The 24,497-nt window shown below is 66.9% G+C and carries 24 protein-coding genes; 6 read left to right on the plus strand and 18 right to left on the minus strand.

Annotated elements, in window-relative coordinates; all coding sequences use genetic code 11:
* Window positions 1-13: 13 nt before the first annotated feature.
* The 16 genes from ACIQC0_RS02435 to ACIQC0_RS02510 all read right to left on the minus strand — a co-directional run bounded on the left by ACIQC0_RS02435 (window position 14) and on the right by ACIQC0_RS02510 (window position 15,302).
* The gene (locus ACIQC0_RS02435; protein ID WP_377215111.1) at window positions 14-682 is read right to left on the minus strand and encodes a 2-oxo acid dehydrogenase subunit E2; all 669 of its coding nucleotides are present in this window, start codon (window positions 680-682) and stop codon (window positions 14-16) included.
* A complete protein-coding gene (locus tag ACIQC0_RS02440; protein WP_377215110.1) occupies window positions 679-1,542 on the minus strand; it encodes a ketose-bisphosphate aldolase in 864 nt (287 codons plus the stop codon). The genes ACIQC0_RS02435 and ACIQC0_RS02440 overlap by 4 nt, the downstream gene beginning before the upstream one ends.
* A 28-nt stretch (window positions 1,543-1,570) precedes the next feature.
* Window positions 1,571-1,813, minus strand: a complete 243-nt coding sequence (locus ACIQC0_RS02445) for a biotin/lipoyl-containing protein (RefSeq protein WP_377215109.1) — start codon at window positions 1,811-1,813, stop codon at window positions 1,571-1,573.
* Window positions 1,814-1,852: 39 nt separating this feature from the next.
* Window positions 1,853-2,899 (minus strand): alpha-ketoacid dehydrogenase subunit beta, encoded by a 1,047-nt coding sequence (locus ACIQC0_RS02450; RefSeq protein WP_377215108.1) that lies wholly within the window; start codon window positions 2,897-2,899, stop codon window positions 1,853-1,855.
* The gene (locus ACIQC0_RS02455; protein WP_377215107.1) at window positions 2,896-3,882 is read right to left on the minus strand and encodes a thiamine pyrophosphate-dependent dehydrogenase E1 component subunit alpha; all 987 of its coding nucleotides are present in this window, start codon (window positions 3,880-3,882) and stop codon (window positions 2,896-2,898) included. The genes ACIQC0_RS02450 and ACIQC0_RS02455 overlap by 4 nt, the downstream gene beginning before the upstream one ends.
* A 113-nt stretch (window positions 3,883-3,995) precedes the next feature.
* Window positions 3,996-4,832: an HAD-IIA family hydrolase gene (locus ACIQC0_RS02460; protein WP_377215106.1), complete on the minus strand. Its 837-nt coding sequence runs from the start codon at window positions 4,830-4,832 to the stop codon at window positions 3,996-3,998.
* The gene (locus tag ACIQC0_RS02465; protein WP_377215105.1) at window positions 4,829-6,340 is read right to left on the minus strand and encodes an FGGY-family carbohydrate kinase; all 1,512 of its coding nucleotides are present in this window, start codon (window positions 6,338-6,340) and stop codon (window positions 4,829-4,831) included. Before ACIQC0_RS02465 ends, ACIQC0_RS02460 begins: the two co-directional genes overlap by 4 nt.
* A gap of 4 nt (window positions 6,341-6,344) precedes the next feature.
* Window positions 6,345-7,808, minus strand: coding sequence for an iron-containing alcohol dehydrogenase (locus tag ACIQC0_RS02470; RefSeq protein WP_377215104.1), 1,464 nt, complete (start codon window positions 7,806-7,808; stop codon window positions 6,345-6,347).
* 28 nt (window positions 7,809-7,836) lie between these two features.
* The gene (locus ACIQC0_RS02475) at window positions 7,837-8,898 is read right to left on the minus strand and encodes an ABC transporter permease (RefSeq protein ID WP_377215103.1); all 1,062 of its coding nucleotides are present in this window, start codon (window positions 8,896-8,898) and stop codon (window positions 7,837-7,839) included.
* A gap of 14 nt (window positions 8,899-8,912) precedes the next feature.
* Window positions 8,913-10,442, minus strand: coding sequence for a sugar ABC transporter ATP-binding protein (locus ACIQC0_RS02480; RefSeq protein ID WP_377215102.1), 1,530 nt, complete (start codon window positions 10,440-10,442; stop codon window positions 8,913-8,915).
* A gap of 7 nt (window positions 10,443-10,449) precedes the next feature.
* A complete protein-coding gene (locus tag ACIQC0_RS02485) occupies window positions 10,450-11,448 on the minus strand; it encodes a sugar ABC transporter substrate-binding protein (RefSeq protein ID WP_377215101.1) in 999 nt (332 codons plus the stop codon).
* Between the two features lie 222 nt (window positions 11,449-11,670).
* Entirely contained in the window at window positions 11,671-11,814 is a 144-nt protein-coding gene (locus ACIQC0_RS02490) for a hypothetical protein (protein WP_377215100.1), read from the minus strand.
* 2 nt (window positions 11,815-11,816) lie between these two features.
* Window positions 11,817-13,208 (minus strand): OFA family MFS transporter, encoded by a 1,392-nt coding sequence (locus tag ACIQC0_RS02495; RefSeq protein WP_400532431.1) that lies wholly within the window; start codon window positions 13,206-13,208, stop codon window positions 11,817-11,819.
* 135 nt (window positions 13,209-13,343) lie between these two features.
* Window positions 13,344-14,570, minus strand: coding sequence for a hypothetical protein (locus tag ACIQC0_RS02500; RefSeq protein WP_400532432.1), 1,227 nt, complete (start codon window positions 14,568-14,570; stop codon window positions 13,344-13,346).
* 4 nt (window positions 14,571-14,574) lie between these two features.
* On the minus strand, window positions 14,575-14,994 hold the full coding sequence (locus ACIQC0_RS02505) for a hypothetical protein (protein ID WP_400532433.1): 420 nt from the start codon (window positions 14,992-14,994) through the stop codon (window positions 14,575-14,577).
* An 80-nt stretch (window positions 14,995-15,074) separates the two neighbouring features.
* Window positions 15,075-15,302 carry a hypothetical protein gene (locus tag ACIQC0_RS02510; protein ID WP_377215096.1) on the minus strand — a complete coding sequence of 76 codons (228 nt, stop codon included), beginning with the start codon at window positions 15,300-15,302 and terminating at the stop codon, window positions 15,075-15,077.
* 382 nt (window positions 15,303-15,684) lie between these two features.
* Between ACIQC0_RS02510 and ACIQC0_RS02515 the strand changes: the two genes are divergently transcribed.
* On the plus strand, window positions 15,685-16,689 hold the full coding sequence (locus ACIQC0_RS02515) for a bile acid:sodium symporter family protein (RefSeq protein ID WP_400532435.1): 1,005 nt from the start codon (window positions 15,685-15,687) through the stop codon (window positions 16,687-16,689).
* A gap of 15 nt (window positions 16,690-16,704) precedes the next feature.
* On the opposite strand, the gene ACIQC0_RS02520 is transcribed toward ACIQC0_RS02515, so the two are convergent.
* On the minus strand, window positions 16,705-17,568 hold the full coding sequence (locus ACIQC0_RS02520) for a DUF1524 domain-containing protein (protein WP_400532436.1): 864 nt from the start codon (window positions 17,566-17,568) through the stop codon (window positions 16,705-16,707).
* 246 nt (window positions 17,569-17,814) lie between these two features.
* Window positions 17,815-18,531 (minus strand): GntR family transcriptional regulator, encoded by a 717-nt coding sequence (locus ACIQC0_RS02525; protein WP_377215093.1) that lies wholly within the window; start codon window positions 18,529-18,531, stop codon window positions 17,815-17,817.
* Between the two features lie 197 nt (window positions 18,532-18,728).
* Between ACIQC0_RS02525 and ACIQC0_RS02530 the strand changes: the two genes are divergently transcribed.
* The 5 genes from ACIQC0_RS02530 to ACIQC0_RS02550 are packed head-to-tail and all read left to right on the plus strand — an operon-like array spanning window position 18,729 to window position 24,491.
* Window positions 18,729-19,766 (plus strand): sialic acid TRAP transporter substrate-binding protein SiaP, encoded by a 1,038-nt coding sequence (locus ACIQC0_RS02530; RefSeq protein WP_400532438.1) that lies wholly within the window; start codon window positions 18,729-18,731, stop codon window positions 19,764-19,766.
* Window positions 19,763-20,356, plus strand: coding sequence for a TRAP transporter small permease (locus tag ACIQC0_RS02535; protein WP_377215091.1), 594 nt, complete (start codon window positions 19,763-19,765; stop codon window positions 20,354-20,356). The genes ACIQC0_RS02530 and ACIQC0_RS02535 overlap by 4 nt, the downstream gene beginning before the upstream one ends.
* Before the next feature lie 9 nt (window positions 20,357-20,365).
* The gene (locus ACIQC0_RS02540; RefSeq protein ID WP_377215090.1) at window positions 20,366-21,646 is read left to right on the plus strand and encodes a TRAP transporter large permease; all 1,281 of its coding nucleotides are present in this window, start codon (window positions 20,366-20,368) and stop codon (window positions 21,644-21,646) included.
* A gap of 20 nt (window positions 21,647-21,666) precedes the next feature.
* Window positions 21,667-22,998 carry an enolase C-terminal domain-like protein gene (locus tag ACIQC0_RS02545; protein WP_400532439.1) on the plus strand — a complete coding sequence of 444 codons (1,332 nt, stop codon included), beginning with the start codon at window positions 21,667-21,669 and terminating at the stop codon, window positions 22,996-22,998.
* On the plus strand, window positions 22,995-24,491 hold the full coding sequence (locus ACIQC0_RS02550) for an aldehyde dehydrogenase (NADP(+)) (RefSeq protein ID WP_400532440.1): 1,497 nt from the start codon (window positions 22,995-22,997) through the stop codon (window positions 24,489-24,491). The genes ACIQC0_RS02545 and ACIQC0_RS02550 overlap by 4 nt, the downstream gene beginning before the upstream one ends.
* Window positions 24,492-24,497 lie beyond the last annotated feature (6 nt).

Genomic DNA, 24,497 nt, shown 5'->3' on the forward strand with positions numbered 1-24,497 from the left:
CAGGTGGTGCAGGTCAGCTCGACTCCAGGTTCTCCCGTACGGCGGCCAGGAACCGGGCGCCGGTGGCGCCGTCGATGGCGCGGTGGTCGCAGGTGAGGGTGAGCCTCGCCCGCGGCCGCCAGGCGCCGTTGCCGTCGTCGGTGTGGACGAACTGCTGGCGCGTAGCGCCGACGGCAAGGATGGCAACCTGGGGCACATTGAGGATGGCATCGAAGCCGTCGATCCCCATCATGCCCAGGTTGGAGACGGTAAACGTACCGTCCGTAACGTCGTCCATGGTGAGCTTGCCGTCACGGGCGCGCTGGACGATATCCCGGCGCGCAGCGGCCAGGCCCGCGACGTCGAGTGACGCAGCATCCTTGATCACGGGAACCACCAGACCGGCCGGAGTGTCGACGGCCATGCCGACATTGACGCGCTCGAATTGAGTGACCGTCTCGTCGGCGTAGTGCGCGTTCAGCGCAGGATGCTCACGCAGTGCCGCCGCGCAGGCAGCGAGGATGGCATCGGTGACCGTGGCGCCGGGGCTGCGCTCCTTGACCAGGAGCGCAGCGCCCATGTCCGCCTCAACGGCAAGGTGGAAGGCAGGCGCCTCCCACGCGGCAACCATGCGCCGCGCGGCAGTGCGCCTGATTCCCTTAAGCGGGACGACAGTCCTGCCCTCTTCCTCGACAGTTGTCACCGTCCGACCTGGGCCAGGCCCCGGGCCTTTCCGGCGCAGCCGTACAGCTCCATCTTCTCGATGGTCGCCTGGATCATGCGCTCCCGGCCCTCCGCCATCGCGTCCTCAAGCTGCCGGTCCCCCTGCGACCAGACAGCCTCAATGCCCGAACGGAACGCCAGGCGCAGGTCCGTGTCCGCATTGAACTTGTGCACACCGGCAGCCATGGCGGCGCGGATCTCGTCATCCGGGACGCCTGAGGCGCCGTGGAGGACCAGCGGAATGCCTACGGCCGCCTCGATCTCCTTGACCCGCTGGATGTCCAGGGGCTGCGCGGTCGCCAGCGGAACACCGTGCACGATTCCCACCGAAATGGCGAGGAAGTCGACCCCGGTCTCCGCAACGAAACGCTCCGCCTCGGCGACGTTCGTGTAGTAGGACTGCCAGTCGACCTGCTGGTCGGCGTCGGGAATCTTCCCCAGCTCGGCCTCTACGGGAATGCCGAAGGAGTGGGCCACCTCCACCACCTTGCGGGTGGTGCGGATGTTCTCCTCGAACGGAAGATGCGCGCCGTCATACATGATGGACGTGAAGCCAAGCTTGATGGCCTCGAAGACTTCCTCCCACGGCCCGTGGTCCAGGTGGATCACGTATTCCGCGTCGGACTCCTCAGCGATGCGGCGCGTCATCTCGTAGGCCTTCTTGATGCCCATGTGCGGCACAATCGCCCGGCCCACCTGGAGGAAGACCGGGGACTTGGCACGTTCGGCGGCCCTGACGAGCGCCTCCGTGGTCTCCTCGTTGTGCATGTTGAATGCACCGACTGCGTACGCGCCCTCGGACGCTTCTTTGATGATCTGGCGTGGATCGACCTGTGGCATAACCGTTCCTCTTCCTTGCCCTGGACCGTCAGGCGGTCTCGATGTAGGCGATCAGGGTGCGGACGTCCACCGTTTCACCTTCGGGGACGACGATTTCGGCCAGGGTGCCGGTGGCCGGGGACTCCAGGGTCTCCTCGACCTTCTCAGCCTCGACTTCGGCCAGCGGCTCGTCCTCGGTGACGGTGTCGCCGACGCTCTTGAGCCAGGTGGTGATGGTGCCTTCGCTCATGCCCATTCCCCACTGGGGCAGCAGGACCTCAACTCGTGCCATGTTCTTTTTCTCCTTGCTTTGGTGTTCTTTTAGGGGGTGTCACATGCGCGGTGCGGGCGATGTGAGTTCGTTGTTCAGGGTGTTCGCCATGAGTCCCGTGACCCGGCGGACGGCGTCCTCGATCTTGGTCCGGTTCGGGTAGAGCTGCTTCTCGAGGGCGGGGCTGAACGGGATCTGGGTATCGGGCGTAGTGACGCGCATGATCGGGGCCCGAAGGGACTCGAACGCTTCCTCGGCCACGATGGCGGAAATTTCGGCCGCGGCGGAGCAGGTGCGGTGTGCCGGGTCGGCGATGACCAGCCGGCCGGTGCGCTGCACGGACCGGATCACTGCTTCGGAGTCGAACGGGACAAGGGTGCGCGGGTCGATGACCTCGACCGAAACGCCTTCCCCCGCCAGCGTTTCGGCTGCTGCGAGGGCTTCCGGAACGGCGCTGGAAATCGCGACGACGGTCACATCGTCACCGGTGCGGGCCACGTTGGCCTGGCCGAACGGGATCTTGTATTCCTCTTCCGGCACCTCGCCCTTGCTGCCCCAGAGCATGCAGGCCTCAAAGGTCAGGACCGGATCGTCTGAATCCACGGCGGTGCGCAGCAGGCCCTTGGCGTCATACGGGTTGGACGGAACGATGATCTTCAGCCCGGGAACGTTCATGAACATCGGGTAGGGCCGGTCCGAGTGGTGGGCGCCGGTGTTCAGGCCATAGAACATGGCCGAACGGAACACCACCGGGATGGACGCCTGGCCGCCGAACATGTACCGGTTCTTGGCGGCCTGGTTCACGAACTGGTCCATCGCCATGTAGAGGAAGCTCGAGTACGAGAGGTCGACGATGGGACGCAGCCCGGTCATTGCGGCGCCGATCGCGGCCCCGACGATGACTTCCTCGGAAATCGGGGTGTTGCGGATGCGGTTGGCCCCGAACATCTCCAGGAAGTCGCCCTTGTCCTTGCGCGACTTGCCGGCGCCGGTGGTGCCGTAAACGTTGGCTTCGACGTCCTCGCCAATAATGACGACCCGGTCGTCGGCCTCCATGGCCTCGCGCTGGGCTGCGCCGATGGCGCCAAGGTAGCTCATGACAGTCATGCGATTGCTCCGATCGGCTCGGTGTAGAGGTCTTTGAAGGCGACGCTGGGGTCCGGGTAGGGGCTCTCGTCCGTGAAGCGGACGGCTTCGTCCACCTCGGCCAGGACTTCCGCTTCCAGGGCGTCGAGTTCCTCGGCCGTGGCGATCCCTTCGCGCTCGAGGTACTGGCGGAACAGGACGATGGGGTCGCGTTCGACCCACGCGGCCTTTTCTTCGGCGTTGCGGTAGTCGGTGCCCAGGCGCAGGCCTTCGGAGTGCTCGTTGAACCGGTAGGTGACCACTTCCACCAGGGAGGGGCCCTCGCCCCGGCGGGCACGGTCGACGGCGGCCGTGACCGCTTCGAATACCGCGAGCACGTCCTGGCCGTCCTCCACCCGGACGCCCGGCATACCGAAGCCGGCGGCGCGATCCGCGATCACGCCGGAGGTCACCGTGTGGGCGGGGGTGGACAGCGCATACTGGTTGTTCTCGCAGAGGAACACCACGGGCAGGTCCCATACGCCGGAGATGTTCATGGCCTCATACAGGCAGCCCTGGTTCGCGGCGCCGTCGCCGAAGAACGCCAAGGAAACCTTGCCGTTGCCCAGCACCTTGCTGGAGAGTGCAGCGCCGGTGGCGATGGGAATCGAGGATCCGACAATGCCGGACTCTCCGAGGCTTCCGACGGCGAAATCGGCCAGGTGCAGCGACCCGCCCTTGCCCTGGCACACGCCCGTGGCCTTGCCCACCAGCTCGGCCATGAGCGGTCCCAGCGGGGAGCCCTTTCCGATCGGGTGGCCGTGGCTGCGGTGGTTGCCGGACATGTAGTCCCCGTCGCCGAGTGCCATACACGCACCGACCACCTGTGCTTCCTGCCCGATGCTGGTGTGCACGGTGCCAGGGATCTGGCCGCGCTTGACCATCTTGGATGCCCGCTCGTCAAACCGGCGGATACGCAACATGCGCCGCTGCATCTCCAGCAATTCCTGCGATGAAAGACCCATCACGGTTCCTCTCTGAGTAAATATTCAAGCTATGAATTCTAATTCTATTGGTGGGTAGCCGAACTGGCAATAGCTTTGGTCGTTCAAGCTGCCCCTACTTAGCGGGGATTCCCCTAGGAGCTCTTGAAGGGCTCCAAAAGGGCGTCGATGCGCGGCAGCACGAGGGTCGGCTGCCGCTCGGGAGGCAGCAGGCCCGCCATCTCCACCGTGGCCTCCCCCGTGAGGACCAGTGCCGAATCGATGCCGGCGTCCACCGCCATGGCGATGTCGGTCTGCAGCCGGTCCCCCACCATGACGCAGTCCTGCCCGGGCAGCCCCAGGACGTCCAGGGCGGTCTGCAGCATAACCCCGGCCGGTTTCCCGACGTTCGCCTCGCATTTCACCCCGGTGCACGCCTCGATGGCGGCGATGACGGCGGCCGCATCAGGCTCTCCGCGGCCCATCGGCATGGGGCAGTAGGCGTCTGGGTTCGTCGCCACCAGGCGTGCCCGACGGTGCTGCCACAGCGCGTCAAAGGCAATCTGGAGCTTGCGGTAATCGAAGCGCCGGTCATAGCTCGCCACCACCACGTCGATCTCCCGGGGATCTTCTGTGAGCCGGAAGCCGGACGAGCGGATGGCATCCTGGAGCGGCTCTTCGCCGATGACGAAAACTCCCGCCCCCGGAGCCTCCTTCCGCAGCCACGCAACGATGGTGACCAGCGGGTTCACAATGCGGTTGACGGGAGTGGGCAGGCCCAGCCGGGTCAGTTTGTCCGCGTACATCTGCGGGTTCTTCGTGGGGTTGTTGGACAGAAACAGTGTTTCCCGTCCGGCATCCCGAAGGCCGTGCACCAGCTCCGCGGCACCCGGCAGCAGCTCGTCGCCGAGGTAGATGGTGCCGTCCAGGTCGAAAAGGTAGCCTGCGTAAGCCCGCACGGGCCTGGCGGTCAGGGTGGTCGGCGCCGTCATCGGGTTGCCTCCGCAAGTTTGGCGAATACCGCCCGGTTGGCCGGATAGATATCGCGGTAGACGTCATAAAGCCGCTCATAGGCTGCGGCGGCGGCGGGCCGGGGCTCGTAGGACAGCCCGGTTCCGCTCATGGCCTTCGCGGCAGTGTCCACGGAATCGTGGATGCCGACGGCGGCCGCGGCCAGCATTCCCGCGCCGAGGCAGGTGCTCTCCGGGTCGCGCACCACGGACACGCTGCGCTGCATCACGTCGGCGATGATCTGGCACCATACGGGGCTGCGGGATCCGCCGCCCAGGGCAACCACCTCGGCCACCGGCTCTGCGAGCGCCTTTTCCGCGCCCGTCGTCAGGAGCCGCTGTTCGAACGCGAGGCCCTCAAGCAGCGCCCGGTACACGTGCGCCTTGCCGTGAATGCCCGCCAGGCCCACCAGGGCACCGCGCGCATTGTGGTCCCAGTATGGGGTGAGGGCACCTGTCCAGTACGGCAGCGCCAGCAGGCCTTCCGAACCCGGGGGCAACGCTGCCGCCGCGGTTTCCAGTATCTGCTCGGGGCTCAGCCCCAGGCCGAGTCCCTGGGCGTCGAGCCCGGAAAACTTCTCGACGAACCAGCCCAGGTTGATGGTCCCGCCGCCGATGAAGGTCTCAAGGGTATAGGCTCCCGGGACCGCGGCGGAGAGTGTCCTGTACTCCCGCGCATGGGAATAGTGGTCCGAGAAGGTCCCCGAGACGATCCCGCTGCCCAGGTTGAGGTAGGCCCGGCCGCCCGTGGTGGCGCCGGCACCCAGCTGCGCGCACTGCCCGTCCCCGGCGCCGGCCACGACGGCGACTCCCGACGGCAGGCCCAGGCGCGCGGCGGCGTCGTCCGTCAAATTGCCAAGGACGCTGCCGGGTGGCCGGAGCCCGCTGAGCTGACCGCGGTGGAGCCCCACCGCGGCGACCAGGCCGTCGTCGTAATCGAAGGTGGACATGTCCACCAGACCCAGCGGATCCGCGGAAGCCCACGAGGTGAGCCAGGCGCCGGTGAGGCGCTGGACCAGGAACCCGTGGACATCCACTACCTTGCCGATGCGTGCCATGGTGTCCGGTTCATTGGCCGCGAGCCAGTGCAGCTTGTACCAGGCCGGCGTGGGGTTGGCAGGCTTACCGGTGAGGCGGTGCACCTCGTCGGTGCCGAAGGCAGCCACCTCCGCGGTGGCACGGGTGTCGAGCCACAGCATTGCCGGCCGGAGCGGAATGCCGTCGTCGTCCAGGCAGACAAAGCTTTCCCGCTGATGGGTGATGCTGAGGGCGCCGATGCGGGAGGTGTCCACCGTCTGGGCTGCCCGCCGGATCGCTTCAGCCGAGGCAGTCCACCAGTCCTCCGCGTTCTGCTCGCCCCAGCCGGGCCGGGGCTGGCTGAGGCCGAAGGCGCAGCGCGCCTGCGAGAGCGCTTCACCGCGGGCGTTCCACACCACGGCCTTCGCGGCCGTGGTGGAACAGTCGACGCCGATCACATAGTCAGGCTGCATGGGTTCAGTTCCTTCCCGCTTCGGCAGCGGCGGCGGCGCGGGCGGCGCGCTCGAGCACCTCGTCCACGTCGGCGTCTTCCCACCAGCCGAGGAGCGTCAGCATGTCCACCACCGTGAAGCGGTTGCGCATCAGGGCGCAGTTCTCCACCGCCCAGCGGCCCAGTTCGGCGTCCACCGAGGGCTCGAGGCCGGACAGCGTGACGGCGGCGCCGGCGCCCGCGAGCGCCCCGGCGAGGGAGTCTGCGGGCCGGACGAGTCCGCGGAGTTCGTCCTGGACGTCCGCCCAGCCCTCCAGCAGCGCGCCGACGCGCGGGAGCCCGCGCCCGACGGTGTCCAGTTTGGCGGAGTAGTCGCGCCAGCATTCTTCGGCCACGCGCAAGGTCGGATCGACGCGCTCGAAGGCGGTGAGGACCTTGCGCCTGGCGGGTCCGTGGTCCAGCGCTGCCACGTCTGGGCGGGTGCCGGGCGCCGCGGCGAGCCTCTCGAACAGCATGTCCCAGGCGCTGGCGGCGATGACGGAACCGGCCCCCACCTGGGCGCCGTGGAAACCGATGGGCTCGTCGTGGGCGCCGTGGTACTGGTCGAGCATGTGGCTGATCAGGTGTTCGACGCCGGAAAGGACCGCGGTGGTCCCGGCGACGCCGGTGACGATGCCGCGCAGGGCCAGCGCGCGGGCGAGGGCGCCAACGGATTCCGGCTCCGCCTCCCGGACGCCGGCGCTCCAGCTTTCCAGGTCCTTGCCCACCATGCCGAGCAGGCGGACGGCGCTGGGCTTGTAGGTCGGGTCGGTGCCGACCAGGGAGGCGAGCTTCCAGTCCGCCGGGGCAACCAGCATGGACGTCATTTCACCGAACCCGGCACGGTTCATGGCTTCGGGCGCCTCTGCGATGACGTCTGTGTCGGAGATGACGGCGTCGGGCCAGCATGAGGGGATGGTGCGCTTCACACCGTCCCGCAGGACGACGGAGACGTCGTCGGTGTAACCGTCCACGGAGGCCGCCGTCTGTACTGACACCAGGACCGGCGTGGTTCCGGCAGCCCCGGCGCGCTGGACGGCCACCTTTGCGATGTCGCTGATGGTTCCGCCGCCGACGGCGACCACGGCATCCGCGCCAAGGACCACGCCGGCAGCCTCGTCCAGCACGCTGTCCACGACATGCAGTTCGGCGTGCCCGTCGTCGAGCACGGTCCGGACCACGGCGAACCTGGCCGCGAGCTGGGCCTGGATGAGGTCTTTGACGTCCTCCCCGGAGCGTACGATCCGGGTACGGTCCACCAGGAGCGAGACCCGGGGCCGCTGGCCTTCCGGCTGTGCCGGAAGGAGCCGGGTGACCTCGTCGGCCACGGCCGCGACGGCGCCGGGGCCGATGATGAGCTGCCGGAGTCCGCAGGGGGCGAGGGTCCGGTCGGGGTCGGCCTCGGCGAGCAGTTCCTCTATGGGCTCTACGACATAGGTGTCGGTGGTCATGATGTCCTCTCGGAACAGGGACGCGCCGTCAGGCGCCGTGTCGGGAGCGGCTGGCCCGGTCGGTCAGGACGGCGATGATGATCGCGACGCCGATGACCACCGGCTGCAGGTTCGGGGAAACGTTCAGCAATGACATGCCGTTGTTCAGGACGCCGATAATGAGGAGTCCGATGAAGGTGTTCAGCATGCCGCCGGAGCCGCCGGAGAGGCTTGCGCCGCCGATCACGACGACGGCAATGACGTTCAGGAGGTCGGCTGTACCGGCCGTGGGCTGGGCAGAGTCGAGCCGGGAGCCGACAATGACCCCGGCGAGGGCTGCGAGGAAGCCTGCCACCACGTACACGCCGATCTTAATGCGTGTGACGTTGAGCCCGGAGAGGCGCGCCACTTCGGCGTTCCCGCCGATGGCATAGAGGGCGCGGCCGGAAGGACGGAAGCGGAGCCAGTACGCCGCGATGAGGAACGTGGCCACCATGAGGAGGCCCTCAAGCGGGAGACCCAGGATGTCGTTGCTGGTGATGGCCAGGTACCACTCCGGGAAGCCGTTGATCGGGTTGCCGTTGGTGAGGTAGAGCGCCAGGCCGGCAGCTGCGGACATCGTGGCCAGGGTGGCCACGAAGGGCTGGATGCGGCCGTAGGTCGAGAGCACGCCGTTGATGAAGCCCACCGCGGCGCCGACGGCAAGACCGAGGATGACGCACAGCTCGAACGGCAGGCCGGCGGAACGGTACAGCCAGGCGCTGGTCATGAGCGACAGGGCCAGCGTGGACCCCACGGACAGGTCGATGCCGCCGATGAGGATGACCAGGGCTGCACCAACGGCCATGATGCCGATGTCCGCGTTTTGCGTGATCACGTTGGAGAGGTTGCGCCACGTGAGGAAGTACGGCGACATGATGGACAGCGCGACCATCACGGCGACGAGGCCGATGAGCGGCCCCGGCACGCGGCGGAGCACACTGGCGGCAACCCCGCCCGGGCCGCGGCCGGCTGCCCCGTCCCGCCTGCTGTCCGTTCCCGAGCCTTCCGGGGCCGGGCCTCCGCGTCCTGAGGACCTCTTTTGGATGGAGTGATCCGTTGTGGTTCGCATGGCTGCTGCTCTTTCTACTGCTGGGAACTAAGGGGGGAGGCCGTTGATTCCGAAGAGTGCACGGCGAGTGACATGACGGACTCCGGGGTCGCTTCGCCCCGGCGGAGGATTCCTTTTTGCCGGCCCTGCGACATCACCAGGACCCGGTGCGAGAGCCCCAGGACCTCGTCAAGCTCGGAGGAGACGACAATGACGGACATCCCTTCAGCCGCGAGGGAGCGGATGATTTCGTAGATGGCCATCTTGGCGCCGACGTCGACGCCGCGGGTGGGCTCGTCGATGATGAGGACCTTCGGATCCTTGACCAGCCATTTGCCGATCAGGACCTTCTGCTGGTTGCCGCCGGACATCGACTTCACCGGGAGGGCCATGTTGCCGCGGACATCGAGGCGCCGCGCCTGCGCCCCGGCGACGTCACGCACCAGCTTGCGGGTGATGAGGCCCTTCCGGGCGAGGTCGCGCTCCCAGGGAAGGGTTACGTTTTCCTCTGCCGTGCGGTCCAGGTTGAGGCCTTGGCCCTTGCGGTCCTCAGGAACCATCACCACTCCGGCGCGGATTGCCGACTGGGGGCTGCTGCAGGGAAGCTTGCGGCCCTCCAGGAGGACTTCGCCCGAATCCGGCCGGTCCACACCTGCGATGGCCCGGACCACCTCGGTCCGTCCTGCACCGACGAGGCCCGCAATCCCGAGGACTTCTCCGGCCGCCAGTTCGAAGTTGATGTCCGCGAACACGCCGCGCCGCCCGAGATCCCTGACCTCCAGCACGGTGGTTTCGCGGCTGGGCTGCGGCGGAACGTGCTCGTAGGTGAACTCGCGTCCCACCATCGCGTTGATGATCTTTCCCTTGTCCACGTCGCCCGAGCTCCAGGACTGCACCCGTGAACCGTCGCGCAGGCACACGATTTCGTCGGCCACCTCCCGGACCTCGTCGAGGCGGTGGGAGATGTAGACGACGCCGGCGCCCGCGGCCCGCAGGGCGCGGATCCGGTCGAGGACGTGCTCGGTCTCTGACTCGCCCAGGGAAGCCGACGGCTCGTCGAAGACGACATACCGCGGGCGGCGGCTGAGGGCCTTCGCGATCTCGATTTCCTGCTGCATGGCCATCGAGAGGCCGCGGACGGGGCGGCGGACGTCGAGAGCCACGCCGAGTGAATCCAGGACCTTCCGGGACTCGCGGCGGACAAGGTCCCAGTCCACCCGGCCGAAGCGGCGCGGGAGGCGTCCAAGGAAAATGTTCTCGGCAACGGAGAGGTCCTGGATGAGGCGCGTCTCCTGGTGGATCAGCGCCACACCCTGCCGGAGGGCCTCGGCGGGGCTGGACGGGGCGTACTCCGCCCCGTCCAGCCGCATGGTGCCGCCGTCGGGCTTCACCACGCCGGTGATGATCGAGCTGAGCGTGGACTTGCCTGCGCCGTTCTCGCCCACGAGTCCGACGACCGTGCCCGGTGCGACCCGGAAATCGACTGATTTCAGGACGGTCACCCCGGAGTAGGCCTTCATCAGGCCCGTGCCCTCGAGGCCGGCAGAAACTGGTTGAGTGGTCATGGCAGGATCACTTGAAGGACTGGGCGTCCGGGCCGTAGAAGTCCTCGACCTTGTGTTTGGTGACCGTTTCCTTGTTGATCAGCACCGTGTCCTGATACTGCTCCTTCGGGATGTCCTGGCCTTTGCCTTCGATGAGCGCGACGGCGTTCTGCACGGCGAGCTGGCCCATCATGTAGGGCTGCTGCGCCATGGTGGCCTGGGTCAGTCCGCTGGCCACCGCATCGAACATGGTGGGGAAGCCGTCGATGCCCACGGAGAAGATCTTCTTGCCCGAGGCCTTGGCTGCCTTGGACGCACCGAGGGACATCGCGTCGCTCTCGCCGAACACGGCCTTGAGATTGGGGTGCGCCGTGAGGATGTTCTGGGTGGCCTTGTACGCTTCCGTTTCGTCCCAGTTGGCGGTTTCCTCGGCGACGACCTTGATCTCCGGCGTCTCCTTGAGGGCCTTCTGGCACCCTTCCGTGCGCTGGATTTCCGCGGTGGAACCGAGCACGCCGTGAAGGATAGCGATCTCCCCTGAGCCGCCGATCTGCTCAAACATCCACGTGCAGAGCTCGTACGCGGCCTTGACGCTGTCCGTGGCGATGTAAGTGGCGAGGTCGCCCTGGCCGGATTCGGGCCGCTGGTCCACCGCAACGACGGGCACATCGGCCTTGTTGGCGGCACGGACGCCCGCGGCTGCTGCCGTCGAGTCCTGGGAGGTGAAGATCAGGGCGCCGATCTCCTTGGTCAGGAGGTCGTTGACCTGCTTGACCTGGGCGGAGGAGTCGTTGTTGGCGGAAGTGATGTTGACCTCGTAGCCGAGCTTCTTGGCTTCATCCTTGATGCCGGCCACCTCTGCCACGTAGAAGAGGGACTTCTGGTCCGCGACGGATACGCCGATCACCTTCTTCTCGCCACCGGCTGCGGGGCTCCCGCCGCCCGTGCCGCACGCGGCGAGGGAAAACGCGGTGAGGGCTGCCGTGAGGGCTGCGCCGCCCCAACGGAGCGTCTTGCTGGAAGTCATCTTTGTCTCCTCATGCCGAGCGACATCCTGTCGCTGAAATTTTTATTCAGTAGCTCAATTACTATGCATCTGATGATGAGGCCTAGATCACACCACTGTCAAGATGGCAGCGCGCCGGGGACTTGAGGCGACTGCAAGCAGGGTGGCCGGAGACAGAAAAAGGCGGGTGCCGCCGTCGTACGTTTGAAGTACGACGGCGGCACCCGCCTTTTTGCCGGCCGCTTACCCGAAGAGCGCGGCCACCCGGGTCAGTGTCTGGAAAATGCCGTAGGCGAGCGGGATCCCCACGAGGATCCACGCGATGGCGAGCTTCCCGGCGGAAACCTTGACGGGCGCCTGCGCGCCGGACGTGTATTCGGTACTCATTTTCAGGCCTCCAGTGCAGCTTCGGATTCCCGGCGGTCCGGGCGGGGTTCGTGGAACCGGTGGTCAACGGGCTTCACCATCAGGTTCGCCAGGAAGCCGATCACCAGCAGGGCCACCATGGTCAGCAGCGCCGGCTGGTAGGACGCGGCATCCAGCTCGCCCGGCTTGCCCTGCGCATCCAGGAACGCGTTGACGATCAGCGGACCGGCCACGCCGGCGGCGGACCAGGCGGTCAGCAGCCGGCCATGGATGGCGCCCACCTGGAAGGTCCCAAACAGGTCCCGCAGGTACGCCGGAACGGTGGCGAAACCGCCGCCGTAGAAGGAGATGATCACGAAGGCCAGCGCCACGTAGAGAACAGTGGTGCTGGAGCCGGCCAGCGCCAGCACCGTGTACAGCAGGGCGCCCACGCCCAGGTAGACCATGTAGATCCGCTTGCGGCCGGTGATGTCGGACGTGGAGGACCATACAAACCGTCCAGCCATGTTGCCGATGGAGAGCAGGCCCACAAAACCTGCGGCGACGGCGGCGCTGACTCCGGAGACGCCGTCGGACTGGCGGAAGAAGTCCTGGATCATCGGCGCTGCCTGCTCCAGGATGCCGATGCCGGCGGTGACGTTGCAGAACAGGACGATCCAGACCAGCCAGAACTGCTTGGTCTTGATGGCATTCTTGGCCGAGACATTCTCCGTGGTGACCAGCGCGGCCTTCTTGACCTTGGCGGGGTCGAAGCCTGCCGGCGCCCAGCCCGGCGCCGGGACTTTGATGGTGAAGGCGCCAAACAGCATGTACGCGAGGTAGATAACCCCGAGGGTGAGGAAGAGCTTGCCGACTGCGTCCCCGCTCGCCACCCAGCCTTGGGCGCCCGAGTTGGGATCGTACATCTTCAGCAGCGCCGTGGAGACCGGGCTGGCGATCAGCGCGCCGCCGCCGAAGCCCATGATCGCCATGCCGGTGGCCAGGCCCGGCCGGTCCGGGAACCACTTGATCAGGGTGGACACCGGCGAGATGTAGCCGATGCCCAGGCCAATGCCGCCCACGACGCCGTAACCCAGGTAGACCAGCCACAGCTGATGGGTGAAGATGCCCAGCGAGCCGATGAGGAAGCCACTGGCCCAGAACACCGCGGACGTGAACATGGCCTTGCGCGGGCCCTGCGTGTCCACCCATGTGCCCATGATCGCGGCGGAAAGCCCCAGCATCACGATCGCGATGGAGAAGATGACACCGATTTCGGTCAGGCTGGCCTCGAAGTGCTTCACCAGCGCCGTCTTGTACACGCTGGTGGCGTAGGCCTGGCCAATGCACAGATGGACCGCGAGCGCCGCCGGCGGGACCAGCCAGCGGTTAAAGCCCGGCGGGGCAATAGAGTGGTCACGGTCCAGTAATCCCATAGATGCTCCCGTTGCTTGATGACGTCACTGTCAGATGGATCCAGAGGCTTAAGACCCCTCTCGGGCCGGGCCTACCGGCCATCATCCGACAGATCATCAGCAAACGTACCATTGCCGCGCCGAGCGGTAGCGATTTTACGACGAACGGTTGCTGTCCGGTGCCGCACGTGGCGTGCGGCCCACGGGTTTCAGTTCCTCGGCCATGCGCAGTGCGTCATTGAAGGAGACTCCGTCCAGGCGCTCCACCAACCCCTTGGCCTGGCGGACCACTCTCCGCGTACGCGACGGCGCATCCTCCGCCACCGCATCCAGGACGGTGTTCAAGCGTTCCTGGGCCGCCGCGTCGATCGGCGCCGACTCGTTGCCAAGCCAGGTGCCGGCGTCCTGCAGTAAACCGTTCAGCGCGTCCTGGACCTCCGGCCTCTTCGATGCGAGCAGCGCCAGCGCGGGGCTGGCCGCCGTAAACTCCGCCCACCAGGCTCCCAGTCCGGGGAGCTCGCGGAACCTTCCTTCCCGGAAAGCGCGCATCGCTTCGAAGCTGTCCGCCTGTGCCGCCTTCTCCGGCCCGCCGGCGGCGCTGCCCATGAACAGCCTTTCCAGGCTGCAGTCCAGCTGCGGGAAACCCCGGAACACCCCGTGCAGTTCCCAGTCACCATCCCCGGACTCGTCGCCGGACCACCGCCGGTTGATGGTGATGGCCGGCGTGTCCACCAGCTCATCAGTGGTGGTGGTGAACGCCTCCGTGCCTATGCTGTCGTCATTGTTCCCAAAGCTGCCGTACCAGATGAGCTGCCAGCCGGACATGGCATTTTTTACCGCGGCACGCACCGAGGACGCTGCCGATTCCTTCACCACGTCCACCGCGTCCTTGATCTGCTGCGGCGTCGGTGCGGCCAGGGCGTGCTGGAAGCTGGCCGCCACCTTCACGACCGCGAGATGGACCGCGTCCACGAACGCCGAATATCCGGTATCGGCCAGGCTGTCCGGCCAGCCGTCCTCCTCCATCACTGAAACCACCACACCGGCAATAGCGGGAACGTCGTCGGCACCGAGCAACGAGCGCAGGCCTGCGTCGTTAATGGGGATGGGTTTGAGCTTGGTGGACCAGCGGCCTACGGCTTCCGGAATGGGCACGTCATCGCCGGCGTCCACGTCTGTATCGCCGAGGTTCCCGTGACTGCCGTTGCTGGACACGATCGTGGGTGACCCGATGAGGCCTGAGCCGGCCTCGACGGCGAAATTGTCGCCGTCGACCTTGAAGAACACGGTCCAGATGTACGGCTCGGCGTTTCCCCAGCCGTCGCCTTCATCGTGGCAGTGCAGCTCCTGCAGGACTGTTTCGAGGTTCAGTGTGGAGCGCACCGGACTACTCCCCCGTGCCGTCGCCGAGCGCCTGCTGGTCCTTGCCGTCCACGAGCGGCCGGTGCACGGGCCGGCGGATCTGCCGGCGGGCGGTCGACTGGACATGCGGCAGGTCTGCAGTGACGGTGAGTCCCGAAACGGCTGATCCCTCACACCGTCCAGAGGAGCTCAGCTGGCTGGTGAAGCACATCCGCCCGGCCCCGTAATGGGTGCTGCCGAAGATGCCGAAAGAGAAAGCCCACCACGTATAGAGGGTGCCGTTCTCACAGCCTTTCAAATGGCTGGCCAGGCCGTACCCGGTCTCCTCGACCCAACTGAAGTCATAACACCACTTGGTCACCTGGCGGGTACAGGTATCGAACCACTCCCACGGCCAACCGCCGGGGCACCAGTAGCGCTCGGTAACAACAACTTGCTGCGGCATTGCCGCCTCCTGAGACAAATATGCGCGCCTCCGGCGCCGGGCCTGCCGCCAGGGGGACGGCGGATCGCGCGCGTGTTGGATTACAGCCGGTTCCTGCGACGGAACCGCGGCAGGCGAAAATGCCTGTTCAGGAAGGCTGCACGCTGTTCGCAGCCCGTGCACGGCGGAATGCCGGCCAACTGTGTCATGTCTTTGACCGCATCGCCCAGTCCGATGGTCTCGCCACCGGTAATCCGAAACAGGGTTATGCGCCGGTCCTGCCAATGGCGTGATCTCGCGGGCCACTCGCGGAAGTTTTGCTGGACCATTGCCCATCCTTACGGACACCATGCGGGGTGGTTTTTTGCCCTCCGGCTACCGCCCCGGTTGAAATCTTCCTCGCGGCCGGAGGTCCCGTCAACAGTTTTTCCATCGATTTACTAAAGTCATCGCACACTCTTATTTAGGCCCACCAGCTTGCCCTACGGAAACACTTGCCATCGGGCTCAACGGTGACGGCCCCCAACCCCGCGCGGGCTCGCGGAGCGGGAACACGTACGCCCGGCAGTCCCTGCGCACAAGCGGCCCGGAGGCCCATAAGCGGCGGTCGCGAACACCGCCCAAGCAGTCCACGGCCGTTCATGCCCGACGGCGCCTGAGCTGGGCCGACACAGTTCCGGGACCGGACCCGCAGTGTGATAGTCGGTAGGTATGCTTCCTGAATCCAAGCCTTCCGTGCCGGCATCCGGCGCCGAAGAACGCAACGCCCGCATCGCCGTCACCCTGTTTCCCCTCCTGATTCTCGCCGGAGGAGCAATCGCCCTTGCGTCGCCGTCGTCCTTCACCGGGCTGGCGCTGTGGATCAGCCCCCTGCTGGGAGTGATCATGTTCGGCATGGGCCTGACGCTGACGCCGCCGGACTTCGCCATTATTGCCAAGCGGCCCGTGCCGGTGGTCATCGGCGTGGTGGCGCAGTACGCGGTCATGCCGTTCCTCGGCTGGCTGATCGCGGCGGCGCTGGGACTGCCGCCCGCACTGGCCGCCGGCGTCATCCTGGTGGGCTGCTGCCCCGGCGGCACGGCGTCCAACGTGGTGTCCTACCTGGCCAAGGGCGACGTAGCACTGTCCGTGGCGATGACCACTGTGTCCACCCTGATCGCCCCGCTGCTGACGCCGGTCCTGGCGCTGTGGCTGGCCGGGCAGTACATGCCCGTGGACGCCGGCGCGATGGCGTGGTCCATTGCCCAGATCGTGCTCTTCCCGGTGCTGTTCGGCCTGGTGATCCGGCGCTTCGCCCCCGGCCTGGTGACCAAGGCCCTGCCGGCCCTGCCCTGGATTTCGGTGCTCGCGATCACCCTGGTGGTCACCGCCGTCGTGGCCGGCAGCGCGAAGGCGATCTTCGCCGCAGGCCTGCTGGTGCTCGCCGCGGTGGTCCTCCACAACGGCCTGGGTTACGCGCTGGGCTACGGCGCCGCCCGGCTGTTCAGGCTGCCGGTCCCGTCCCGCCGCACCACCGCCATCGAGGTGGGCATGCAGAACTCCGGACTCGCCGCCGGACTGGCACGGCAGTACCTCACCCCGGAGGCCGCCCTGCCCGGCGCCATTTTCTCCGTGTGGCACAACGTCTCCGGTGCGGTGCTGGCAGCCTACTGGCGCCGCCGAGGCGCCCAGGCTGAGCGCACCGGCGAGCCGGCTCCGGTGGCCGTCACGGAGTAGGCACCTGCGTGCGGGTCAGCCCTCGCAGGCCACCCCGTCGCCGTCGCCGTCCAGGCCCGATCGGTAGCCGGGCGATCCGGCAATAAGTGGCGCCGCACCGGCGTCGTATACTGCCGCGCAGTTGGCGTAGTACACCGTCGCGGTCCCGGCGGCTGCCACCGACGCCGGCGCCAGCTGGCCCGGGCAACCGGCCAGGATGCCCGCGACCGCATCGTGTTCGGCCTGCGTGACCCACAGGCCGTAGCGCGCCTTGACCGAGACCTGCCGGGCCACGTATTCACAGCGGAAGTCCTTGTTGGACGGCAGCCAGGTGGCCGCGTCGCCGTCGCCCTTTTGCTGATTGGTGGGTCCGTCCGTGGCCTGGAGGTTCAGCGGATCATTGGCGAACGCGGTCCGCACCTCCGTGCTCAGCTGCTGCGCGCCCTTCTGCCAGGCGTCGCTGAGAGCCACCACGTGGTCGATCTGGACAGCGCTGCTGGTGGTGGTGCCGCGGACAAAGCTGATCAGGGTGCCGGTGTACGGGTCGGCGAGGGTGCCGGACTGGACCTTGCACGGGACGCTGTTGACGTACGTGATGTCCGTCAGGTCGCGGTTGAGGATGTCATTGCGTGTGTCGCAGCCGTTCTGGTCCACGTCTGCCCAGGTGGGCCCGAACAGCGAGCGCTCGTAGCCGGTCTTTGGCGCCCGGCCCTTGACGGGGAGGGTGGCCAGAAGGTCGGCGGCCTCGACCGCCTGTCCGGCGTCCGGCGTCGTGCTTTCCGCAAGCGCCGGCGCACCCGCACTGAAGAACCCCACGAACAGGGAAAGTACGACGGCGGCGGCGCCCCTTTTCGCGGTCAGCAGCGCGCGGGTGCCGGGCAGGGAGCGGTGGTTGGGCATGGCAGGTTCCCCCAGGTAGGTGCCGGAAAGTGGTGTCCGGCGCGGACGTATCCGTCCTGCGCCAGCGACGATCCTACTGGGGGTCTTCCTGCGAAACGGGCCGTTTTGGCCGCCCTTGTCGAATCCTTCCCGACTCCTGCGCGGATCCTGCGCTGTGCGGTATCCGCCGGCCGCCGAAAACGGCCCTGCCCCGCATAAGCGGTGCGGGGCGGCGCCGTTCATGTGGGGCAGGACCGGTTTTGGCGGTTAGCCCACGTCTGCGACGAAGGCCGCGCGGCGGGCGTCCAGCGCAACTGCGGTACCGCCGTCGAACGCTTCCGCGAACCTCCGGTAGGACATGACCAGGTGCCGGTACATCGCCTCCTCCGCCCGTGCGGGGTCGCAGGCACGGATGGCTTCGGAGACCTGGCGGTGCTCCTCGATGGTGATGGTGCCGTCAACGTCGGCCGGGTAGAGCCGGAACAGATGCAGGTGGCAGTGAGTCTGGCCGAAAGCGTTGTTGATGATGCCGTTGCCGGACGCGCCAAGAATGAGTTCGTGGAAGTGCGTATCGTGCGCCACCAGGTCCCGCCGGATGTCACCGCCCGAACCGCTGCGGGCGCGGAAGTCATCCAGTTCACCGTCCAGCCGCCGGGCAGGATTATCGAGCCGGTCCACGGCCGCGGCCCGGGCTGCCCAGGGCTCCACCAGGAGCCTGAATTCAAACAGGTCCCGCAGTCCGCCGGCGTCGAGCAGGGCCGTGGTGCTGTAGCCACGTCCCGAAGTCGCAACCACCAGGTTGTCCCCCTGCAGCCGCTGCAGCGCCTCGCGCACCGGGGTGGGCGAGACACCCAGTTCGCGCGCGACGGCGTCGATGCTCACCTTCGTCCCGGGCGGAATCCGGTTGTCCAGGATCCGGTCCTTAAGCGCCTCATACACACCCTGCGCCGGACGCTGCCTCCGCACCGCGTCTGAGATTGCCACGCTGCAACCTTTCTCAAGAAGTTCCACACCGCTCTTGCAATGTGACACCCATCATATATAGTTTTTTCACGAATCCTATATTTTTTGATTCGGAGGCAGCTGTCACGGCCTCCACCCCCACTCTTTCACTTTCACCTGGTTTTTCCGCGGCAGACCCGTCTGCCACCGCATCCATATCCCGTTCAAAGGAGAACCCCATGACCAGCACCGCACGCAAGATCCTGCGCGGAGCCCACCTGTCCGTCGCTGCCGCGGCGGCCCTAGCCCTCGCCGGCTGCGGCGTGGGCGGGCCGGTTGACGCCGGCAAGAAGCAGGAAGTTGCGGCAGCCGCCAGTGAGGGGCGCACCCTCAAGCTCGCCCACGTCTATGACGCTGCCCATCCCGTCGAAAAGTGCGGCGTGGCCACCCTCAAGGAAGAGCTGGCCGGAAGCGGCATCAACATCCAGAGCTATCCGAGCGGCCAGCTGGGCAGCGAAGCCCAGGCGCTCGAACAGGTGGCCGGCGGCGCGCTGGACATGTCTATCGCCGGCCCCTCCTTCCTTGGCGTATGGCACGAACCGGCTGCGGTGCTCGACGGCGCCTACCTCTTCGACGGCGTGGACCACTTTGCGCAGACCCTCGAAGGCGACACCTTGAAGCGGATCTACAGCGAACTCAAGGAAAAGTCGGGGCTGCAGGTCCTTTCCGGCTGGTACTACGGCACCCGCCACGTCACCTCTAACAAGCCCATCACGACCCCGGAGGACATGAAGGGCCTCAAGATCCGGACCCCGGACGCGCCGCAGTACATGCTCAACACCAAGATCATGGGCGGCACCGCAACCCCGATGGCGCTCGGAGAGGTCTACCTGGGCCTGCAGCAGGGCGTTATCGATGCCCAGGAAAATCCGGTCCCCACCATCGCCACGTCCAAGTTCAACGAAGTCCAGAAGTACATCAACCTCACCGGCCACCTGGTGCAGGCCGTCAACGTGGTCACCAGCGCATCCATCTATGACTCCCTGGACGAAGCACAGAAGACCGCCCTCGACGGCGCCATGGATGCTGCCTCCGCGAGCGTGCGCAAGTGCGTCGAAACGGCTGAGCAGGAAACTCTGGACAAGTGGAAGAAGGATGGCAGCATCACGGTCAATGAAAACGTGGACCGCGCCGCCTTCATGGAGCAGGCCCGCGAAGCCCTTCCCGGACAGGTGTCCTGGGGCGAGCTCTACAAGGAAATCCAGGCCAGCAAGTGACCGCCCAGCTCACCAATCCTGCGCCCCAGGCCCCCGCCGTGATCCCGGAGCATCCCGACCAGCCTGACTTCCTGGAATCCCGTAACCGGGCCATCCGGGCCCTGGTCAATGCCGAACGCGTCCTGGCGGCAGGCTTCCTGGCCCTGGTCTTCTTCCTTGTCCTGAGCCAAGTGGCCAGCCGCTACATCTTCGCCAGTCCGCTCACGTGGACCGAAGAGCTGGCCCGCTTCGCCCTGGTCTGGCTGACTTTCATCAGCGCCGGCTTCGTGATGGCCCGCAGGCTTCACGTCACCGTGGACCTGCTGGCCGCGAAGCTGGGCAAGCGTGCAGCACTGGTGATGGATTCCTTCGCCATGCTGGTGGTGCTGGCCGTTTCGGGCGCCATGGCCTATGCAGGCATGGAGTTCGCCCTCGCCGCCGCCCGGCTGAAGGCACCAGCCACCCAGTTGCCCATGTCCTGGGTGTACACGGCTGCGGCAGTCGGGTTCGGACTGATCTTCATCCACGGCCTGCTTAATACCTACGTCAACCTCAAGCATCCAGCGCAGGTGCCCGGCGCCATGGACAACCTTGAAAAAGAAGCCTTCTGAGGACCCGCCATGACACTTCCCCTCATGCTCGCCGCCCTGCTGGGGCTGCTTGCCCTCCGCGTGCCGGTGGCCGTCGCCCTCTTGGTGCCCGCCCTGGCCTATGTGCTCCTGGATCCATCCGCGACCCTGGGCATCGCCGTCCAGCAGACCACCTCCGGGGTCAACAACTTCGCCATCCTTGCCGTTCCGCTGTTCATCCTGCTGGGCAACGTGGCCAACGTCTCCGGCGTCTCGGACCGCCTCTATACCGCTGCCGTAGCCTACCTTGGCCACATCCGCGGCAGCCTGGGCTACGTCAACATCGCCACCAGCTTCGGCTTTTCCTGGATGAGCGGGGCGGCCATCGCTGACGCGGCCGCCATGGGCAAAATCCAGGTGCCGGCCATGAAGAAACGCGGCTACACCGAGGAGTTCGGCGTGGGCATCACGGGAGCTTCCTCCCTGATTGCACCGATGATTCCGCCGAGCATCCCCGCCATCATCTACGCCGTCACTGCCGGAGTGTCGGTGGGCGCCCTTTTCATGGCGGGCATCGTGCCGGCGATGATCCTGATCGGCTGCCTGTGCGTCATGGTCTGGTGGGTCACCCGCAAGGAGCACCATCTGGTGATGCCGCGCTCCAGCTGGGCCGAACGGGGCAAGTCGCTCCTGGGCGCCCTCCCCGCCTTCGGTGCCGGCGTGGTGATCCTCGGCGGGATCCTCAGCGGCATCTTCACTCCCACCGAAGCCTCCGGCATTGGCGTCCTGTACATCTTCGTCCTGGCGCTGCTCTACAAGTCCCTGACGTGGCGCAAGACCTACCGCATCCTGCTCGGATCAGTGGAGACCGCAGGATCCGTACTGCTGATCGTGGCCGCGGCCTCGCTGTTCGGCTGGGTCCTGGCCCGCGAACAGGCCCCGCAGCTGGCTGCCAACTTCATCCTGGGCTTCACGGACCATCCCATAGTGTTCCTGATCCTGGTCAATCTCCTATTGCTGGTGATCGGCTGCGTCCTGGAACCCACGGCAGCCATCCTCATCCTTGTCCCCGTGCTGGGTCCCGTCGCGGAAACGTTCGGCCTCAGCCCCATCCACTTCGGCGTGGTGGTTATCTTCAACCTGTTGATCGGACTGCTGACACCTCCCGTGGGCCTGGTGCTGTTCGTCCTCTCCAGCGTGACCAAGGTACCCGTCCCCCGGGTCATCAAGGGCGTCATGCCCTTCTTCATCCCCATGCTCGCCACCCTGGTGATCATCACTTTCGTCCCGGCGCTCAGCCTTTGGCTGCCCACGCTGCTCGGCTTCCACTAACCTCCCGAAAGGCGGACACCATGTCCAGAATCAGCTCCATCACCACCCAGGACCTCCGGTTCCCCACATCCCTGGAACTCGACGGTTCAGATGCCGTCAACGTGGACCCCGACTACTCCGCCGCCTACGTCACGATCACCGCGGACGACGGCGAAACTGGCCACGGCTTCGTGTTCACCTGCGGCCGGGGCAACGAAATCATCACCGCGGCCATCGAATCCTACGGGCGGCTCCTGGTGGGCCGGGACACCGACGACCTGGTCAACGACCTGGGCGCCGCCTCCCGCCGCCTGGTCCACGATTCCCAGCTGCGCTGGCTCGGACCCGAAAAAGGCGTCTCCCACATGGCCTGCGGAGCGCTGGTCAACGCCCTCTGGGACATGCGGGCCAAGCGCGAAGGCAAACCCCTGTGGTTGCTCCTGGCCGAAATGCCGGCCGAGGAGATCGTCAACGCCATCGACTTCACCCACATCCAGAACGCCCTCACGCCCACTGAAGCACTGGAAATCCTCCGCCGCGGCTCGGCCGGCAAGGAGGCCCGCATCGCGGAACTGCTGCAGCATGGCTACCCCGCGTACACCACCTCCCCCGGATGGCTGGGCTACAGCGACGAGAAGCTGGTCCGGCTCAGCAAGGAGGCAGTGGCCGACGGTTTCGGCCTGATCAAACTCAAGGTGGGCGGCAGCCTCGAGGACGACCGGCGCCGGATGCGCCTTGCCCGCGAAGCGGTGGGCCCCGACGTCCGGATCGCCATCGACGCGAACCAGCGCTGGGAGGTGGGGGAAGCCATCGACTGGGTCAACGGCCTGGCCGAATTCAACCCGTGGTGGATCGAAGAACCCACCAGCACCGACGACATCCTGGGCCATGCGGACATCCGCAAGGGCGTCTTCCCCGTCAAGGTGGCCACCGGCGAGGCCGTGGCCAACCGGATCGTCTTCAAGCAGCTCCTGCAGGCCGGTGCCATCGATGTGGTGCAGATTGACTCCACCCGTGTGGCCGGCGTCAACGAAAACCTCGCTACCCTCCTCTTGGCCGCCCGCTTCGACACCCCCGTGTGTCCCCATGCAGGCGGCGTGGGCCTGTGCGAACTGGTCCAGCACTTCTCCTTCTTCGACTACGCTGCCGTCTCAGGCACCACGGACAACCGCATGATCGAATACGTAGACCACCTCCACGAGCACTTCATGGACCCGGTAAGGATCGACGGCGGTCGCTACCTTGCGCCGCGGCTGCCCGGTTCCGGGGCTGAAATGCTGCCGGAATCCCGCGAACGCTGGACATTTCCCACGGGACAGGGCTGGCTGGAGATCGGCGACCGTGCCGCCGTCACCGCGGGGGCCGGCAAATGACCGGCACGGCGGGGACCCTCGCCCATTCGCCCAGCACGGCCGCCCAGGCGGAGCAGCAGATCATCGCCGCCCACCGAGCCTATGAAAAGTCCCGTGATGCCGAGCCGGCGGTCCGGGGGGCGTGGCTTGAGGCTATCGCCGCGGGTCTTGAAGCCAACGCGGACGAACTGGTGGTCCTAGGCATGGCGGACACCCACCTCGATGAAGGCAGGCTCCGGTTCGAGCTGCGCCGCACGGTGTTCCAGCTTCGGCTCATGGCCGCCGAAGTGCTCCGCGGCGAACCGCTGGGTGCCACCATCGACCATGCCGATCCGGACTGGGGCATGGGCCCGCGGCCGGACATCCGCCGGGTCAACGTGCCTCTGGGCGTGGTGGGCGTGTTTGGCGCGTCCAACTTCCCGTTCGCGTTCAGTGTGATGGGCGGCGACTCCGCTTCGGCACTGGCGGCTGGCTGTGCGGTGGTGCACAAGATTCATGAAGGCCATCTCCGGCTGGCGCTGCGGACCGGCGAGGTTGTGGCCGACGCGCTGGCCGGCGCCGGTGCCCCCGCGGGCCTCTTCTCCACCATCACCGGCCGCGCCGCCGCCGAACTGCTGGTTGATCATCCCCTGGTCAAGGCCATCGGCTTCACCGGCTCCACCGCCGGCGGCCGGGCACTGTTCGACCGCGCCAACCGCCGGCCGGAACCGATTCCCTTCTACGGCGAACTGGGCAGCATCAATCCTGTGTTCGTCACCGAGAAGGCCTGGGCCGCCCGGCGGGATGAGATCCTGGCCGGCTATGCAGCTTCCTTCACGCTGGGGATGGGCCAGTTCTGCACCAAGCCAGGGCTGATCTTTGTGCCGGAAACGGACACGGACGACGTCGGCACCGCCTTGGGCGGCTACCTCGCGGATAAGCCGCGGTTCCCGCTCCTCAGCCCCAAGCTCCGGGAAGGCTACGACGAGGCCCTTGCCGAAGTCGCGGGCAGCGAGGGCGTGAAAGTCCTGGTGCCCGGTGACCGGTCCGAGGCGCCCGCTCCCACGGTCCTCGCAACCACTGCAGAGGCCGTCAGGGCCAATCAGGAACTGCTGGCCCAGGAGATGTTCGGCCCTGCCACGGTTGTTATCCGCTACCGGCCCGGCACGGACCTTGCCTCCCTCGCGGAGCTGCTGGAAGGCCAGCTGACCGCCACGGTCCAGGCGGAACCGGACGAGGAACTCGCTGCCCTCACTACCGTGCTCCGCGAGCGGGCAGGCCGGCTCCTGTGGAACGCCTGGCCTACCGGGGTGACCGTCAGCTATGCCCAGCAGCACGGTGGTCCCTACCCGGCCACAACGGCGCCGGGCACCACCTCGGTGGGGACCGCCGCCGTCGGACGCTTTCTGCGGCCGGTGGCCTACGACTCCTTCCCTGAACCGCAGCTGCCGCCGCCCCTGCGCGACGCCAACCCGTGGGGGATCATCCGCCGGGTGGACGGCGTGTGGGAGCCGGCCGCGAAGGGCGGTAAGTGATGCCGC

This window comes from Pseudarthrobacter sp. NPDC092419, assembly GCF_044755045.1.
In the GTDB taxonomy this organism is placed as follows: domain Bacteria; phylum Actinomycetota; class Actinomycetes; order Actinomycetales; family Micrococcaceae; genus Arthrobacter.

Excerpts from the sequence above, each read along its gene's own strand:
- ACIQC0_RS02530 (WP_400532438.1), top strand. The coding sequence starts at position 18,729 with ATGACCAGCACCGCACGCAAGATCCTGCGCGGAGCCCACCTGTCCGTC.
- ACIQC0_RS02460 (WP_377215106.1), bottom strand. The coding sequence starts at position 4,832 with ATGACGGCGCCGACCACCCTGACCGCCAGGCCCGTGCGGGCTTACGCA.
- ACIQC0_RS02540 (WP_377215090.1), top strand. The coding sequence starts at position 20,366 with ATGACACTTCCCCTCATGCTCGCCGCCCTGCTGGGGCTGCTTGCCCTC.
- ACIQC0_RS02480 (WP_377215102.1), bottom strand. The coding sequence starts at position 10,442 with ATGACCACTCAACCAGTTTCTGCCGGCCTCGAGGGCACGGGCCTGATG.
- ACIQC0_RS02485 (WP_377215101.1), bottom strand. The coding sequence starts at position 11,448 with ATGACTTCCAGCAAGACGCTCCGTTGGGGCGGCGCAGCCCTCACGGCA.
- ACIQC0_RS02470 (WP_377215104.1), bottom strand. The coding sequence starts at position 7,808 with ATGACCACCGACACCTATGTCGTAGAGCCCATAGAGGAACTGCTCGCC.
- ACIQC0_RS02490 (WP_377215100.1), bottom strand. The coding sequence starts at position 11,814 with ATGAGTACCGAATACACGTCCGGCGCGCAGGCGCCCGTCAAGGTTTCC.
- ACIQC0_RS02445 (WP_377215109.1), bottom strand. The coding sequence starts at position 1,813 with ATGGCACGAGTTGAGGTCCTGCTGCCCCAGTGGGGAATGGGCATGAGC.
- ACIQC0_RS02475 (WP_377215103.1), bottom strand. The coding sequence starts at position 8,898 with ATGCGAACCACAACGGATCACTCCATCCAAAAGAGGTCCTCAGGACGC.
- ACIQC0_RS02520 (WP_400532436.1), bottom strand. The coding sequence starts at position 17,568 with ATGCCCAACCACCGCTCCCTGCCCGGCACCCGCGCGCTGCTGACCGCG.
- ACIQC0_RS02510 (WP_377215096.1), bottom strand. The coding sequence starts at position 15,302 with ATGGTCCAGCAAAACTTCCGCGAGTGGCCCGCGAGATCACGCCATTGG.
- ACIQC0_RS02505 (WP_400532433.1), bottom strand. The coding sequence starts at position 14,994 with ATGCCGCAGCAAGTTGTTGTTACCGAGCGCTACTGGTGCCCCGGCGGT.
- ACIQC0_RS02495 (WP_400532431.1), bottom strand. The coding sequence starts at position 13,208 with ATGGGATTACTGGACCGTGACCACTCTATTGCCCCGCCGGGCTTTAAC.
- ACIQC0_RS02515 (WP_400532435.1), top strand. The coding sequence starts at position 15,685 with ATGCTTCCTGAATCCAAGCCTTCCGTGCCGGCATCCGGCGCCGAAGAA.
- ACIQC0_RS02545 (WP_400532439.1), top strand. The coding sequence starts at position 21,667 with ATGTCCAGAATCAGCTCCATCACCACCCAGGACCTCCGGTTCCCCACA.
- ACIQC0_RS02455 (WP_377215107.1), bottom strand. The coding sequence starts at position 3,882 with ATGGGTCTTTCATCGCAGGAATTGCTGGAGATGCAGCGGCGCATGTTG.
- ACIQC0_RS02465 (WP_377215105.1), bottom strand. The coding sequence starts at position 6,340 with ATGCAGCCTGACTATGTGATCGGCGTCGACTGTTCCACCACGGCCGCG.
- ACIQC0_RS02550 (WP_400532440.1), top strand. The coding sequence starts at position 22,995 with ATGACCGGCACGGCGGGGACCCTCGCCCATTCGCCCAGCACGGCCGCC.
- ACIQC0_RS02440 (WP_377215110.1), bottom strand. The coding sequence starts at position 1,542 with ATGCCACAGGTCGATCCACGCCAGATCATCAAAGAAGCGTCCGAGGGC.
- ACIQC0_RS02450 (WP_377215108.1), bottom strand. The coding sequence starts at position 2,899 with ATGACTGTCATGAGCTACCTTGGCGCCATCGGCGCAGCCCAGCGCGAG.